Source organism: Mesorhizobium sp. WSM3862 (genome assembly GCF_002294985.1).
Taxonomy (GTDB): domain Bacteria; phylum Pseudomonadota; class Alphaproteobacteria; order Rhizobiales; family Rhizobiaceae; genus Mesorhizobium.
Map to the genome: position 1 here is coordinate 88,567 of NZ_NSGE01000013.1, position 15,280 is coordinate 103,846.

At 64.9% G+C, this 15,280-nt stretch carries 14 protein-coding genes; 12 read left to right on the forward strand and 2 right to left on the reverse strand.

All coding sequences use genetic code 11. The annotated features are described in order from the left end of the window. Nucleotides 1-10: 10 nt before the first annotated feature. The 3 genes from nirB to CK224_RS27930 are packed head-to-tail and all read left to right on the forward strand — an operon-like array spanning nt 11 to nt 5,522. Nucleotides 11-2,461: a nitrite reductase large subunit NirB gene (gene nirB, locus CK224_RS27920; RefSeq protein WP_095784013.1), complete on the forward strand. Its 2,451-nt coding sequence runs from the start codon at nt 11-13 to the stop codon at nt 2,459-2,461. 58 nt (nt 2,462-2,519) lie between these two features. Then, nucleotides 2,520-2,849, forward strand: coding sequence for a nitrite reductase small subunit NirD (gene nirD / locus CK224_RS27925; RefSeq protein ID WP_066992140.1), 330 nt, complete (start codon nt 2,520-2,522; stop codon nt 2,847-2,849). A 3-nt stretch (nt 2,850-2,852) separates the two neighbouring features. Continuing rightward, nucleotides 2,853-5,522 (forward strand): nitrate reductase, encoded by a 2,670-nt coding sequence (locus CK224_RS27930; protein ID WP_095784014.1) that lies wholly within the window; start codon nt 2,853-2,855, stop codon nt 5,520-5,522. Nucleotides 5,523-5,538: 16 nt separating this feature from the next. On the opposite strand, the gene CK224_RS27935 is transcribed toward CK224_RS27930, so the two are convergent. Beyond that, nucleotides 5,539-6,756, reverse strand: a complete 1,218-nt coding sequence (locus tag CK224_RS27935; RefSeq protein WP_095784015.1) for an FAD-dependent oxidoreductase — start codon at nt 6,754-6,756, stop codon at nt 5,539-5,541. 15 nt (nt 6,757-6,771) lie between these two features. Continuing rightward, on the reverse strand, nt 6,772-7,536 hold the full coding sequence (locus CK224_RS27940) for an HpcH/HpaI aldolase/citrate lyase family protein (protein WP_095784016.1): 765 nt from the start codon (nt 7,534-7,536) through the stop codon (nt 6,772-6,774). A 104-nt stretch (nt 7,537-7,640) separates the two neighbouring features. Here CK224_RS27940 and CK224_RS27945 point away from each other — a divergent pair, with 104 nt between their 5' ends. From CK224_RS27945 to CK224_RS27985, 9 genes are all read left to right on the forward strand, one after another. Next, nucleotides 7,641-8,531 (forward strand): 2-hydroxy-3-oxopropionate reductase, encoded by an 891-nt coding sequence (locus tag CK224_RS27945; protein WP_067328800.1) that lies wholly within the window; start codon nt 7,641-7,643, stop codon nt 8,529-8,531. Nucleotides 8,532-8,534: 3 nt separating this feature from the next. After that, nucleotides 8,535-9,347 (forward strand): shikimate dehydrogenase, encoded by an 813-nt coding sequence (locus CK224_RS27950; RefSeq protein ID WP_066992125.1) that lies wholly within the window; start codon nt 8,535-8,537, stop codon nt 9,345-9,347. Beyond that, nucleotides 9,340-10,146, forward strand: a complete 807-nt coding sequence (locus CK224_RS27955) for an SDR family oxidoreductase (protein WP_095779437.1) — start codon at nt 9,340-9,342, stop codon at nt 10,144-10,146. Before CK224_RS27950 ends, CK224_RS27955 begins: the two co-directional genes overlap by 8 nt. A gap of 13 nt (nt 10,147-10,159) precedes the next feature. Beyond that, a complete protein-coding gene (locus CK224_RS27960; RefSeq protein ID WP_095784017.1) occupies nt 10,160-10,507 on the forward strand; it encodes a RidA family protein in 348 nt (115 codons plus the stop codon). A 76-nt stretch (nt 10,508-10,583) separates the two neighbouring features. Then, complete coding sequence (locus CK224_RS27965; protein WP_176478037.1) at nt 10,584-11,372, forward strand: FadR/GntR family transcriptional regulator; 789 nt, start codon at nt 10,584-10,586, stop codon at nt 11,370-11,372. Nucleotides 11,373-11,650: 278 nt separating this feature from the next. Further along, nucleotides 11,651-12,361, forward strand: coding sequence for an SDR family oxidoreductase (locus CK224_RS27970; protein ID WP_095784018.1), 711 nt, complete (start codon nt 11,651-11,653; stop codon nt 12,359-12,361). 11 nt (nt 12,362-12,372) lie between these two features. Then, the gene (locus tag CK224_RS27975; RefSeq protein WP_095784019.1) at nt 12,373-13,122 is read left to right on the forward strand and encodes an SDR family oxidoreductase; all 750 of its coding nucleotides are present in this window, start codon (nt 12,373-12,375) and stop codon (nt 13,120-13,122) included. 82 nt (nt 13,123-13,204) lie between these two features. Further along, on the forward strand, nt 13,205-14,152 hold the full coding sequence (locus tag CK224_RS27980; RefSeq protein WP_066992107.1) for a LysR substrate-binding domain-containing protein: 948 nt from the start codon (nt 13,205-13,207) through the stop codon (nt 14,150-14,152). 84 nt (nt 14,153-14,236) lie between these two features. Next, a complete protein-coding gene (locus tag CK224_RS27985) occupies nt 14,237-15,271 on the forward strand; it encodes an amino acid ABC transporter substrate-binding protein (protein ID WP_095784020.1) in 1,035 nt (344 codons plus the stop codon). Nucleotides 15,272-15,280: the final 9 nt, after the last annotated feature.

A 15,280-nucleotide genomic window follows, 5' to 3' on the forward strand; every position in this document is an offset into this window, starting at 1 on the left:
CTGACCGGACATGAGCGAGAAACTCGTCATCATCGGCAACGGCATGGCCCCCGGCAGGATGCTCGAGCACCTGCTGGAAGCCGCACCCGACCGCTACGCCGTCACCATCTTCAATGCCGAGCCACGCGTGAACTACGACCGCATCATGCTGTCGCCGGTGCTTTCGGGCGAGAAGGAGTTCGAGGAAATCGTCATCCATGGCGACGGCTGGTATATCAAGCACGGCATCACCCTCTACAAGGGCCACAGGATCGTCGCCATCGACCGCGAAGCGAGGACCGTCACCTCGGACCACGGCGTGGCCGAAGGCTACGACAGGCTGATCATCGCCACCGGCTCGGTGCCGTTCATCATCCCGGTGCCGGGCAAGGACTTGCCGGGCGTGCTCAGCTACCGCGATCTCGACGATGTCAACGCCATGCTGCCTGCCGCGCAGTCGCGCGCCAAGGCGATCGTCATCGGCGGCGGCTTGCTCGGCCTGGAAGCGGCGGCCGGGCTTAAAGAGCGCGGCATGGACGTGACCGTCCTCCACGTCATGCCGACACTGATGGAGCGCCAGCTCGATCCGGCTGCCGGCTACCTGCTGCAGAAGGCCGTCGAGGCGCGCGGCATCAAGGTCATGACCAAGGCCAACACCAAGGCCATTGTCGGCAATGGCAAGGTCGAGGGCGTCGAGCTCATGGACGGCACGATCATTCCGGCGACGCTGGTCGTGATGGCGGTCGGCATCCGCCCGAATATCGCGCTGGCCAAGGACGCAGGGCTGGAGGTCAATCGCGGGATCGTCGTCGACGACCGCATGCAGACATCCGATCCGGCGATCATGGCGCTCGGCGAATGCGCCGAGGTCGGCGGCCATGTCTACGGGTTGGTTGCGCCACTCTACGAGATGGCCCGCGTGGCGGCAGCCGGGCTGGCGAACGGCGAGGACAGGCGCTTCGTCCATTCCGACACGCCGACCAAGCTCAAGGTCACCGGCATCGACCTTTATTCGCTCGGCGACTTTGCCGACGGCGACGACCGCGAGGAGATCATCCTGCGCGACGCATCCGCCGGCATCTACAAGCGGGTCGTGCTGCAGGACAACCGCATCATCGGCACGGTGCTGTTCGGCGAGACCGGCGACGGCGCCTGGTTCAACGATTTGAAGAAGAAGGCGACCGACATCTCGGAGATGCGCGACACGCTGATCTTCGGCCAGGCATTCCAGGGAGGCGCTTCCTCGGACCCTTTGGCGGCCGTTGCGGCACTGGCGGATGATGCGGAAATCTGCGGCTGCAACGGCGTCTGCAAGGGAAAGATCACCGGCGCGATCACCGGCAAAGGGCTGACCGGGCTCGACGACGTGCGCGCCCACACCAAGGCCTCGGCTTCGTGCGGCTCGTGCACGGGTCTCGTCGAACAACTCCTGAAACTCACGCTGGGCGAGGCCTACAATCCGGCGGCCGTGCAGCCCATGTGCGGCTGCACGAGCCTCGGTCATGACGACGTGCGGCGCCTGATCAAGGCGAAGGGGTTGAAAACGATACCGGCCATCATGCAGGAGCTCGAATGGAAGACCTCCTGCGGCTGCGCGAAGTGCCGGCCCGCGCTCAACTACTATCTGGTCTGCGATTGGCCGGACCAATATGCCGACGACTATCAGTCGCGCTTCATCAACGAGCGCGTCCATGCCAACATCCAGAAGGACGGCACCTATTCGGTCGTGCCGCGCATGTGGGGCGGCGTCACCAGCGCCGGTGAATTGCGCGCCATCGCCGACGTGGTCGACAAGTTCGGCATCCCGACGGTGAAGGTGACCGGCGGCCAGCGCATCGACATGCTTGGCATCCGCAAGGAGGACTTGCCGGCGGTGTGGGCCGATCTCGGCAAGGCCGGCTTCGTCTCGGGTCATGCCTATGCCAAGGGCCTGCGCACGGTGAAGACCTGCGTCGGCTCCGACTGGTGCCGTTTCGGCACCCAGGATTCGACGGGGCTGGGCATCCGCATCGAGAAGTTCATGTGGGGTTCCTGGACCCCGGCCAAGGTGAAGATGGCGGTCTCGGGATGCCCGCGCAATTGCGCCGAAGCGACCTGCAAGGATGTCGGCGTGGTCTGCGTCGATTCTGGCTACGAGATCCACTTCGCTGGCGCCGCCGGCCTCGACATCAAGGGCACCGAAGTGCTCGGCCTGGTGAAGACCGAGGACGAAGCGCTGGAGGTGATCGTGGCGCTTGTCCAGATGTATCGCGAGCAGGCCCGCTACCTCGAGCGCATCTACAAATGGGCCAAGCGCGTCGGTACCGCCGAGATCAAAAAGCAGATCCTGGATGACGTGGAGAAGCGCCGCGCTTATTTCGAGCGCTTCGTCTTTTCGCAGAAATTCGCGCAGGTCGACCCGTGGTCCGAACGCGTCTCCGGCAAGGACAAGCACGAGTTCCGGCCGCTGGCCTCGGTCGGGTTCGCCGAGGCGGCCGAGTGATGGAGAAGTTCGCGCCATCCTGGACGCTCGCCTATCAAGCAAACACGGGAGTGTCCCAATGAACTGGATCGCAATCGGCTCCGTTTCCGACGTCCCTCGCCGCGGCGCGCGTTGCGTGGCCACCCCGCAAGGCAAGATCGCTGTTTTCCGCACCGCGGATGACAAGGTCTTCGCCATCGAAGACCATTGCCCGCACAAAGGCGGGCCGCTCAGCCAGGGCATCGTCCATGGCGCGGCGGTGACCTGCCCGCTGCACAATTGGGTGATCTCGCTGGAGACCGGCAAGGCGCTCGGCGCCGACGAAGGCTCGGTTAGGACGATCCCGGTCAGGATCGAAGGCGAACGGCTGTTCATTGCGCTCGAACCGTTGGCCTCGAAAGCGGCCTGAGCCATGGAAGAAGCACGCGAGGTGAGGACCACCTGCCCCTATTGTGGGGTGGGGTGCGGCGTGGTGGCCGAGATCGCTGCGGGTGGCAAGGCAACCGTCCGCGGCGATCCCGAGCACCCGGCCAATTTTGGCCGCCTTTGCTCTAAGGGTGCCGCGCTTGCCGAGACGCTCGGCCTCGATGGCCGCTTGCTTCAGCCGGAAATCCAAGGCAGGCAGACGAGTTGGGACGAAGCGCTCGACCTCGTCGCCGCGAAATTCTCGGACGCGATTGCCGAGCATGGGCCGGACTCGGTCGCCTTCTATGTCTCCGGCCAGTTGCTTACCGAAGATTACTACGTCGCCAACAAGCTGATGAAAGGCTTCATCGGCTCGGGCAATATCGATACCAATTCGCGGCTGTGCATGGCGTCGTCGGTCGCCGGCCACCGCCGCGCTTTCGGCGAGGACATCGTTCCCGGTGTCTATGAGGATTTCGAGCACGCCGATCTGATCGTGCTCACCGGCTCCAACACCGCATGGTGCCACCCCGTGCTCTACCAGCGCATGCTCGCGGCGCAGCGCGAACGCGGAACCAGGATCGTCGTCATCGATCCGCGCCGCACCGCCACGGCCGACGAATGCGACCTGCACCTGGCGCTTGATCCGGGCACGGACGTGCTCTTGTTCAACGGCCTTCTGGCGCATCTCGTCCAGAGCGGAAAGATCGACGCGGATTTCATCCGCACCAGCACATCGGGCTTCGAAGCCGCTGCCGCGCTGGCCGGTGCCGATGCGCCGTCGGTCGCGCGCGTCGCAAAAGGCTGCGGGCTGGTGGCCACGGATGTCCAGGCCTTTTATGAGATCTTCGCCGGCACCGAACGGACGGTCACCGTCTACAGCCAGGGCGTCAACCAGTCGGCACATGGAACCGACAAGGTCAGCGCCATCCTCAACTGCCACCTCGCCACCGGCCGCATTGGCAAGCCAGGCATGGGGCCGTTCTCGGTCACGGGCCAGCCGAACGCCATGGGCGGCCGCGAGGTGGGGGGCCTCGCCAACCAACTTGCCGCGCACATGGACTTCGCGGATCAGGCCGCTGTCGAGCGGGTCTCCCGCTTCTGGAAGGCGCCCGGAATCGCGCGACGCGGCGGGCTGAAGGCCGTGGACATGTTCCAGGCGGTTGCCGACGGCCGCATCAAGGCGCTGTGGATCATGGGCACTAATCCCGCGGTGAGCATGCCGGACGCGTCGCGCGTGCGCGCCGCCCTGTCCAAATGCGATTTCGTCGCGGTTTCGGATGTGACCCGCACCGACACCACGCGCTATGCCGACGTGCTGCTGCCCGCCGCTGCCTGGGGCGAGAAGGACGGCACGGTCACAAATTCGGAACGGCGCCTCTCGCGTCAGCGGCCGTTCGTGCCGTCGCCGGGCGAAGTGAAAGCCGATTGGCGCATCATCTGCGAGGTCGCCGCGCGCATGGGCTTCGGCGATGCTTTTGCCTACCAGACGCCGGCGGAAATCTTCCGCGAGCATGCCGCGCTCTCGGCTTTCGAGAACAATGGGGGGCGCTTGTTCGATCTGGGCGGCCTGACGGACCTCAGCGATGCGGGCTATGCCGGCTTCGCGCCGCGCCACTGGCCGGCACCAGAATCGCGCGAGTACCAGACGAGATTGTTTGCGGACGGTCGCTTCCCGACACCGGACGGCCGTGCGCGTTTCGTCCCGGTGCGGCAGGAGGCGACGGCGTTCACCGTCGATGCGGAGTATCCGCTTGCGCTGAACACGGGCCGGTTGCGCGACCAATGGCACACCATGACGCGTACCGGCACCGTGCCGCGCCTGATGGCCAACGCTCCGGAACCGGCGGTCGACCTCAATCCGGCGGATGCGGCCGCTCACCAGCTCAAGGATGGTGACCTTGCCCATCTGTCGACGCGCTTCGGTTTCGTGCGCGCGAGAGTACGTGTGACCAACGCGCAGCTGCGCGGCCATGCCTTCATGCCCATGCATTGGAGCGGCCAGTTCGCGGCCAGGGCCGCCACCGGCCTGCTGTCCTCGCCTGTCACCGACCCGCATTCCGGCCAGCCGGAACTGAAGCATGTCCCAGTCAGAATCGTGCGCGAAAACACTGGGTGGGCCGGTGTGCTCATCACGCGGCGCGACCTCAGGCCGACCGGTTTCGTCCACTGGAGCCGCTACGCGGTCGAAGGCGGCTGGGTCTACGAACTGACCGGGACCGAGCCGCCGGACCAGGGCATTCTTCTGGCGCGCAAGCTGCTCGGCGTTCAACGGCAGGATCAACTGCTCGAATACACCGATCGCCGCGGGCTCGCCTATCGCGCCGCTGCGATCGACGAAGGCGGCGCCATGGCTGAGGCCGTGCTGGTCGCCGCTCCAGACCAGTTGCCGACGCGGGACTGGCTGGTCTCGCTGCTGGCCACCCGCCAGCCGCTGTCGCCAGCCGATCGCCATGCGCTTCTTTCCGGGCGTTCGCCAGCGCCGATGCCCGCCATCGGGCGGGTCGTGTGCTCATGCTTCCACATCGGCGTCAACCAGCTCGCTTCGGCGGTCGCTGCGGGTTGCGACAGTCTGGAGGCGATCGGCTCGACGCTGCGCGCCGGCACCAACTGCGGTTCGTGCCGCTCGGAGATAAGGGCGATCATCGACGCCCGGCACGTTCAGGCCGCCGAGTGAAATTCTCCCGAACCGTTCAGATCACCGCTTCTTCCAGGAATGGTTCATTGCGCGGGATGCGCTCGTAGCAGAACGGTGACAGGTCCAGCGTCTGGAAGGCGCCGTGCACGATGAGCTCCGATACCGCCCGGCCGACCGCCGGCGACTGCTGCAGGCCGTGCCCTGAGAAGCCGTTGGCGAACATGAAGTTCTTCACCTCCGGGTGAAAGCCGACGATGCCGTTGTGGTCGAGCATGTTGTATTCGTAGTGGCCGGTCCAACTGGTCTGGACCTTGAGCGCGTCGAAGGCCGGAATGCGGTGCCACAGCGCCGGCCAGATATAGTCGTCGAACTCCTCGAAATGCATTTCGAAATCGTCGTAATCGGCCGGCCCGTCGCCCTGCGGCGTGTTGCCGGTGAGGAAGAGCTCGCCTTCCGGGCGCACGAAAGTGCCGGAAAGGTCGATGACGTTGGGCATTCGCCCAGGGATCGGGTTGGCGCTGGCGAAGACGAAGCTGTAGCGCTTGTACGGGGCTACCGGGATGGAAAGGCCGGCCATGGCAGCGACCTGCTGCGCTCGCGGGCCGGCGGCGTTGACCAGGGTTCCGCAAGCGACTGTCTCGCCGGTCGCCAGCCGAGCGGAGACAACCCGCCCATCGACGACATCCAGTCCGGTCACGGCATTGTCGATGTACTCGACCCCGCTGGCGCGGGCGGCGCGGCGGAAGCCGTTCAACATGCCCATGGAATCGAACCAGCCCTCTTCGCGCGCACCCCACGAACCGCCGCCGAGGTCGTCGACATTCAGCCAGGGGAAGCGTTCCTTCAGCGGACCCGGCTCGAGGAAGACGGTGTGGGCGCCGAGGCTGCGCTGCAGCTCGACCCGCTCCTTGGCCGCCTCCACGCCTTCCGGCGAGCAGCAATAGAGATATCCGTGCTCCTTGAAGCCGAGATCGGGCGCCGGCTCGTTCGTGTAGAAGGGCGCCATCCGCTCCTGGAAACCGCGGATGATCTCGATGCCGAACTGGCTGATCTTCACATTGATGGGATTGGAGTATTGCTGGCGGATGGCGCTGGTGGAGAGCGCCGTCGAGGAGAATTCGTAGCTGGAGTCGCGCTCGACCACGAGGATCGAGGCGCCACTGCCCAGCGCCTGGCTCAGCCAGTAAGCCGTCGAAGAGCCGATGACGGCACCGCCGACGATGACGATGTCGTAGGTGTAGCGCGAGGGTGCTTTGTAAGGGGGGACCGCCACGGCCGTCTCCCGAGTCTAGCGGTTGAAGGACGCAATCAGGGCGTCCGAGCCCCGCGCCAACAGGCCGAGGTCGGAACCGACGGCAACCATGGTGAAGCCTTCGGCGAAATAGCGGTCAGCGTCGGCCTTCACGGGAGCCAAAATCCCGCTCGCCTTGCCTGCCGCGGCCGTGGCCTTGCGCACGGAAGCGATCGCTTCCTGCACATGCGCAGCGCCGGGATTGCCCATCGCGCCCATATTCGTGGAAAGATCGCCGGGCCCGACAAACAGAACGTCCACGCCATCCACCGCTGCGATCTCAGCCGCATTGGCGACGCCAGCCGCGTCCTCGATCTGCACCGCCAACAACTGCTGCTCGCGCGCTTTCGCATGATACCCGGCGATACGGCCGAAGGCGTTGGCGCGATGGCCGACCGAGAAGCCGCGGAAGCCGCCCGGAGCATAGGTCATCGCCGCGACGATTTTGCGCGCCTGGTCCGGCGTGCGCACATTCGGAATCATCAGGCTGCGGGCACCGACATCCAGGGCCTGCTTCATCAGGTTGGGATCGTCGGACGGCAGGCGCACCACCGCCTCGCACGGAAATGCCGCCGCGACCTGAAGCTGCGCCATGATGCTGCGCAGATCGTTGGGGCTGTGCTCGCCGTCGATCAGCAGCCAGCCCGCTCCGGAACCAGCCACCACTTCTGTGGTCAGCGCTGAAGCCAGCGAGCACCAGATGCCGATATGAGGCCGGCCGGCCTTAACGGCCGCCTTCAGCGAATTGACGCGCTCTTGCATTTGCGATCGGTCTCCAGTGGAAGAGGCATTGAAATTTGTATGATGTCCTATATCATACGCCTCCATTGAGCTGCAAGACGCTCTGGCGAGCACGGGAGTTGCGCATGAAAATCGGTTTCATCGGACTCGGCGTCATGGGCGCGCCCATGGCGCGGCATCTTGCCGATGCCGGGCACGAGATCGTCACGGTGCTCAATCGCTCTCCTCTGCCTGCCGATCTGAAAGCGTCGGTGCTGGCTTCCCCGGCGGAAGTGGCGCGGGTTTGCGAAATCATCATCACCATGCTGCCCGATACGCCCGACGTGGAGCGCGTCCTGCTCGGGCCGGGTGGCGTGCTCGAAGGGATTTCAGCCGGCAAGCTGGTCATCGACATGAGCTCGATCAGCCCGATCGCCACCGCGCAATTCGCGGCGAAGTTCAGGGAAGCGGGAGGCGGCTTCCTCGACGCACCCGTCTCCGGCGGCGAGGTCGGCGCAAAAGCGGCGAGTCTCACCATCATGGTCGGCGGGCCGGCTGCCGAATTCGAGCGCGCGCTGCCCATCTTCGAAAAGCTCGGCAAGAATATCACCCTGATCGGCGAGAAGAACGGCGCCGGCCAGACCTGCAAGATAGCCAACCAGATCATCGTCGCGCTCAACATAGAAGCCGTTGCCGAAGCGCTTGTTTTTGCCAGCAAAGCGGGCTGCGATCCGGCGAAGGTCCGAAGCGCGCTGATGGGCGGCTTCGCCTCGTCCCGCGTGCTCGAAGTGCATGGCGAGCGCATGATCGCCCGCACCTTCGCGCCGGGCTTCCGCATCCGCTTGCACCAGAAGGATCTCAACCTCGCGCTCGAAAGCGCCCGCGCGCTTGGAGCCGCCCTGCCGAGCACGGCGCTGGCGCAGCAACTGATGAATGCCTGTGCGGCCCGCCCGGGCGGCGCGGAAGCAGACCACTCGTCGCTCGTCCGGGCTCTCGAGGTCCTGAGCGATCATGAACTGTCAAACGGAAAGGAATAACCGATGCGCGGAACCGGCAAGGCCGATGTCTTCGTCATGCTGGCCCATCCCGTGGGCCACGCGAAAAGCCCTGGCATCTTCAACGAGATCTTCGAGCAGAAGGGGCTCGACAGTCTGATGGTGCCGCTGAGCTGCCGTCCGGAAGATTTCGATACTTTCTGGGCCGGCATCACGGCGGCGGAGAACATCCGCGGCGTCATCATCTCGGTGCCCTATAAGGTCCCGGTCTACCACAAATGCGCCGCCGCCCACGATCGCGCCGCGCGCGTGCAGAGCGCGAATTCCGTGCGCCGGCAGGCGGACGGCACCTGGTATGCCGACAATTTCGACGGCGTCGGCTTCATCGACGGCTTGAAGGCCGGCGGACACCGGATCGCCGGCCGGCGCATCCTCCAGGTCGGCGCAGGCGGTGCGGGCGCATCGCTGACCTACTGCCTCGCCGAGGAAGGCGCGACGGAGATCCGCCTCGCCGACATCGACAGGGAACGCGCGCAAAAGCTCGCTTCGCTGGTCAGCAGGTCGTTCCCCGATTGCCGCATCGAGGTCGGCGAACCCGATCCGTCCGGAATGGACATGGCGATCAACGCGACGCCCTCCGGGCTGAAGGGCGGCGATCCGCTGCCGATGGATGTGAACAAGCTGACGCCGGAGATGACCGTGGTCGACATCATCATGGAGCCGGCCGAAACGGCCCTGCTCAAGGCGGCGAAAGAGATCGGCTGCCGCATCCAGCCCGGACGCCCGATGATGGACTTCCAGGTCGAGGCCATGGCCGCATTCTTCGACATCGAGCGAAAGGAGCGCCACAATGGCTGAGGCTTCGACCGCGGTCGTCATCGGCGGCACGTCCGGGATCGGCCGCGCTATTGCGGAGCGCTTCGCCGAGGAAGGCTACCAGGTGGTCGTCGCAGGCCGGGACGCGAGCCGCGGCAAGGAAGCCGCCGAGGCCTGCGAGAGCGCCGGCGCCCCACGCGCCGTGTTTGTCCAGACCGATGTCGGCGATCCCGCTTCCGTCGAGGCGCTGGCGCAAGACGTCAGCAATGCGTTCGGCACCCCTCATGTCGTGGTCAACTGCGCCGGCATCCTGCAGAGCGGCAAGCATGTGCTCGACCAGGACCTCACCGAAGACGAGCAGATGTGGCGGATCAACTATCGCGGCACGCTGCTTGGCTGCCAGTTGTTCGGCCGGCTGATGTCGGCCGCCGGACGCGGCGCGATCCTCAATGTCGGCTCGCTCGCCTCCTTCGCGCCGCTGTCGCTTCCGGCCTACACGCCCGGAAAGCATGCGGTCCTGGCGCTCACCCAGATCCTGGCTGCCGAACTCGGCCCGCATGGAGTCCGTGTGAACGCCGTAGCGCCGGGCTATACCCTCTCCGACGGGCTGAAGGCCAGGATCGCCAAGGGCGAACGCAACCCGGAAGCGATCCAGGCCACCACCGCGCTGCGCCGCTTCGTCGAGCCGCGCGATGTCGCCGAGGCGGCGCTGTTCCTCTGCTCCGACCGTGCCGCGTCGATCACCGGCGTTACGCTGCCCGTCGATGCCGGCTGGCTCGTCCAAGCGCCGTACGCGCAGTACCTGCAGGGCAACCCCATCCGGCAGACGCCGGCAATCTGACGAGGAAGATCCAGTGGGCGATATCCAACGCTTCGACTTCGACACCCGCATCCATCATGGCGTCATCCACAACGGCACGCTCTACCTGACCGGCCAGGTTGCCAAGCCGGGCCAACCGGCGGCCGACCAGATGCGCGAGGTGCTCGCCAAGATCGATGCGCTACTCGCCACGGCAGGCACCGACAAGACCCGCATCCTCCACGTCCAGATGTGGCTGGACGACGTGCGGGATTTCGACGAGGTCAATGCGGTCTGGGACGCCCGGATGCCGAAAGAGCATGCGCCGGCACGCTCTTCCGGCGAGGGGAGGATGGCCAAGCCCGGCATGCTGGTCGAACTGATCGTCACCGCGGCGGTTTGAATGGTCTCGCCGGTTCGGGCATCATCCCGAATCTGAACTTGAACGGCCCTAGTCTGGACTTGAACGGAAGGCCTGAATGACGAAGCGCAAGCCGCTTTCCACCGTCGTGGCGGAGAGCCTGGCCGAAAAAATCCGCTCCGGTGAGTTGCAGCCCGGCGCGCAACTGCCGACCGAGGCGGAGCTTTGCGCCGAATACGATGTCAGCCGCACCGTCGTGCGCGAAGCCGTGGCGCGGCTGCGCTCCGAGGGCATGGTGGTGCCGCAGCAGGGTCGCGGCATGTTCGTCAGCGAAACACCCGTGCCGCGCAATTTCTCGATCCCGGACGAGGCGCTGAGAACCTTGCCGGAAACCATCGCCTTGCTCGAACTCAGGTTGAGCGTCGAAGTCGAATCCGCCGGGCTCTGCGCCGAACGCCGCACCGACAAGGAGGCGAGCGACATCCGTGCCATGATGGATGACATCGACGCGCAGCAGGCGGACCCGGCAGCCGTCCAGATCCACTACGACTACGATTTCCACCTCGCGATCGCCAAAGCCGCGCGCAACGAATTCATCCATGGCTTCCTGGCCTATCTCGGACCGATGATCGTGCCGCGCTTCCAGCTCGGCTATGTCGTCGAGCCGGCCCTGAAGGACAGCTATTACGCTCGCATCCACAGCGAGCACAAAGCCATCGTCGATGCCATCGAAAGACAGGACGGCGGCAAGGCCCGCCAGGCCATGCGCAAGCATCTGCACAACAGCCTCGGGCGCGTTCGCGCATTGGCGCGGGCTTCCGGAGTCGAGGCGACCGACGCGGAGCAAAAGGCCGCCGCAGCCTCGCTCTTCACCGAAATGAAAAGGCCTGCGCCAACGGCCGGGTAAGGCCGGGACGGGTTCGATCCCTCGCGTGGGCCGAATGCGATTGGCGCGCGTCGCGAAAGCCGTGTTTTTGTTCCACCGACGACCGGGAACCTTCTCCCCGCGCGCCGACGGGATTGTTTTCCTTTGGTTCGCAGCGTTGGAGGCCGCGCAGGCAGCGTGGAACGTTTGAGCTGCCGGAAAGGCTCTCGAAAGTTTATCTTTCCTTTTTGCTGCTTTTCTTGGTTTCGCGGCACCGGTCGAGGCCGCAGACTAAAGATCAGGCAATAGGGGAAGCCCACGTGACGACAGCCTTCATCACAGGTGCGACGAGCGGCATTGGGCGAGCCATCGCCATCGCGTTGAGCGACGCCGGTTACGACGTCTATGCGGTCGGTCGCAGCCAGGCGGCGCTGAAAGAACTGCAGTCCGAGCGTCCTGGCATCCTGCCGATCGCCGTTGACGTTACCGACCGCGAGGCTTTGGAATCGGTCCTGGCCGATCTCACCATCGATGTGCTGATCAACAACGCCGGCATCATGCCGCCGCTCGGCAATTTCGCCGACATGACGATCGCAGACATCGACACCACGTTAGAGGTGAACCTCAGCGCGGCGATCCTGCTCACCCGCCTCGTCGCGCCGCAGATGCGCGAGCGCCAGTCAGGCCACATCTTGTTCACCGGCTCCACCGCCGGCCACGCGGCCTATTCCAACATCGCCGTCTATTCGGCCACCAAGGCGGCGATCTCCGGCTTTGCCGCTGCCTTGCGCGCCGACCTCTCGCCGTCCGGCATACGCGTCACCGAGATCGTCGCCGGTCGGGTCGAGACGCAGCTCTACAAAGACATCCTCGACGCCGACGCCCGGGCGGCGATGTACGCCGGAAAAGTGGTGCAGCCGGACGACGTGGGCAGGATGGTCGTCGCTGTGCTGGCGCTCCCCGCATGGGCCGACGTTACTCGTTTCGACATTATGCCGACCTGGCCGACCTCGCCCAGCGGCACCAAGTAAGGAAAACTGCAATGAAGGATCTTTCCGTTCTGATCGTCGGCGGCGGCGCCGGCCTTGGCGCCCTTCTCGCTCGCATGGCTGTGGAGGCCGGGGCAGCAAAGATCGGCATCATCGACATCAACCAGGAAGCTGCCGAGAGCGCTCTCGAAGCGGCGAAGGCCAAGGGCCTGCCTACGGCTGCCGCAGCTTGCGACATCCAGATCGGACCGCAGTGTCACGCCGCCTTCGACGCCATTGTCGCGAAGCTCGGGCGCGTCGACACGCTGATCAATTGCGCCGCGATCTATCCTCGGCGTCCGCTCCTCGAGATCACCGACGCCGAGTGGGACGCCTCCAACGGCATCAACATCAAGGGCACGTACCACATGATGGTGGCGGCCGTTCGCCACATGCAGTCGCAAGAGCCGAAAGCCCATGTGCGCGGAAGGATCGTAAACCTCACTTCCGTCGACGCCTTCAAGGCGCATCCGCAGAACGCCCATTATGCGGCGACCAAGGCCGCCGTCGTCAGCCTCACGCGCTCCTTTGCCCATCACGTCGCCAAGGACGGGATTTTGGTGAATTCCGTCGCGCCCGCCGGCATGGCCACCGAGAAGGCCAAGGCGCTCGGTTTTCTCGAGGAATTGGCCAAGGCAAGCCCGCTCGGCCGCGGCGCCGAGCCGACCGAGATCGCCGAGTGGGTGCTCATGACCGGCGGCCCGAAGAACACCTATATGACCGGTGAAAACGTAATCGTCTCAGGCGGTTACATCTACGCCTGAATCGGTTTCATAAGCCGGCGGCGTCTGAAATCCAGCAGTGCATGATCAACGGAGTCTCGAACGAAAGGAGGCGGACCTCACGATGACCGGCAAGCTTCGCCTTCCTTCGCTCAATGCGCTTCGCGTCTTCCACGCCGTCGCACAGCACAAGAGCTTCCGGCAGGCCGCCGACGAGCTCCTGGTGACGCCGCAAGCCGTCGGTCAGCAGATCAAGCTTTTGGAAGACACGCTGCAGGTGACGCTGTTCGAGCGCAAGGGGCGCTCGATCGAGCTGACTGAGTCGGCGATCCTGCTCTCGCACTATGTCAAAGCCGGCTTCGACGAATTTTCCGAAGGCGTTCGCCGCGTCACCAAATCGAACTACCGGGACCGCATCAATCTCAATGCGAGCCCCTACTTCGCGACGCACTATCTGCTGCCCAGGCTTTCATTGTTCCGCGAGATCCTGCCGGGCGCTGATCTGCGCCTGACGACGATGGTCGACCTGCCCGATTTCGGGCGTGACGACATCGATATGACGGTGCAGTGGGGCTATGGCAACTGGCCGGACTACGAGACCACGCTGCTGGTGCCGGACCCGAAGATCATATGCTGCACCCCGGCGATTGGCGAGAAGATCAAGTCGGCGCAGGACCTGACGCGGTTCACGCTGCTCGACACCGTCAAGTCGAAGCGGCTGTGGCCCGACATATTGCGGCACCTCGGAGTGGAACTGGCTGAAGGCGACCGCAGCATCGGCTTCGATGACGCCGCCACCATGCGCCGTGCGACGCTCCAAGGCATCGGTGTCGGCTTGGTTTCCGTCATCGATGCCGAGGAGGACTTCAGGTCGGGCGCGCTGGTCGCGCCACTTGGCCGTGACGCCCTCTCCGACATGAAGCCGGAAGAAGTCCCCGGCTTTTACCTCGTCATGCCGCGCGGGCATCTGCGCGTGAAGGCGGTGGCCGCCCTGCATCGCTGGCTCGTCCAGCAGGATTGGGGCAGCGACCTCAAGCTTTCTCTGCCGAAACCGACACCGCTCTCCGATTAGGAGCGGCTTCGCGACCGAGGGCCGAGCGTGTTTCGGGCCTCCAACAACAAGAACAAGTGAACCTCAACAGTGGAGACAACAAACATGAAAATGATGAAATGGGGGGCCGCAGCCATGGCCCTTGGCCTGGTTCATTTTGCGGCGCCGGCCGAGGCGGCGGGCGGCAAGACGCTGGAAACCGTGAAGGCGCGCGGCGTGCTCAACTGCACGGGCCATGACGGCTCCTATCTCGGCTTCGCCGAGGTAGACGACAAGGGCAACTGGAAGGGCATGGACATCGACCTCTGCAAGGCGGTGGCGACCGCCGTGTTCGGCGACCCGGCCAAGCTGAAGATCGTCCCTATCAGCTGGGCGCAGCGCTGGCCGTCGCTGCAGTCGGGGGACGTCGACATCATCATCAAGGCGTCGGGCGGCACGCTCAGCCGAGATACCGAGCTCGGCCTGCAATTCTCGATGTCCTATTACCTCGGAACGACCAAGGTGATGGCGCATAAGGAGCTCAATCTGAAGTCGCTCAAGGACGCCGATGGCGGCTCGATCTGCATCCCCGCGGGGACGACCATCGAGCAGCAGGTCGCGGCCTATGCGCAGAAGGTCGGGATAAAGCTGGAGCCTGTCGTCATCGAAAAGACGGAAGAGCTCGAGCAAGCATACTTCTCGGGGCGCTGCGACATGTATGCCCAGTGGGGGCCAGTTCTCGCAATCGCGCGTGTCGCCAAGGGCAAGGTCGACGACCACGTGATCCTGCCCGACGTGCTCGCCGTCGAACCCGAGGTCATGATCGTGCGGCAAGGCGACGACAACTGGGTCGACGTCGCCAACTGGACGCTCTCCGCCCTGCTCTTCGCCGAGCAGGAAGGCATCACGTCCAAAAATGTCGATGAGATCAAAGCCAAGCCCACGTCGCCGGCAGTCGCCAAGTTCCTCGGTGCCGCGCCAGGCATGGGCAAGGGTCTCGGACTTCCTGACGACTGGGCCTACAACGTGATCAAGAAGGTCGGCAATTATGGCGAGATCTTCGATCGCGATCTCGGCAAGGAGTCGCCCTACAAGATGGATCGCGAGCTGACCAACCTCTGGAACAATGGCGGCGTCCTGTTCCCGCTGGTGATCGACTGACTCCACCTC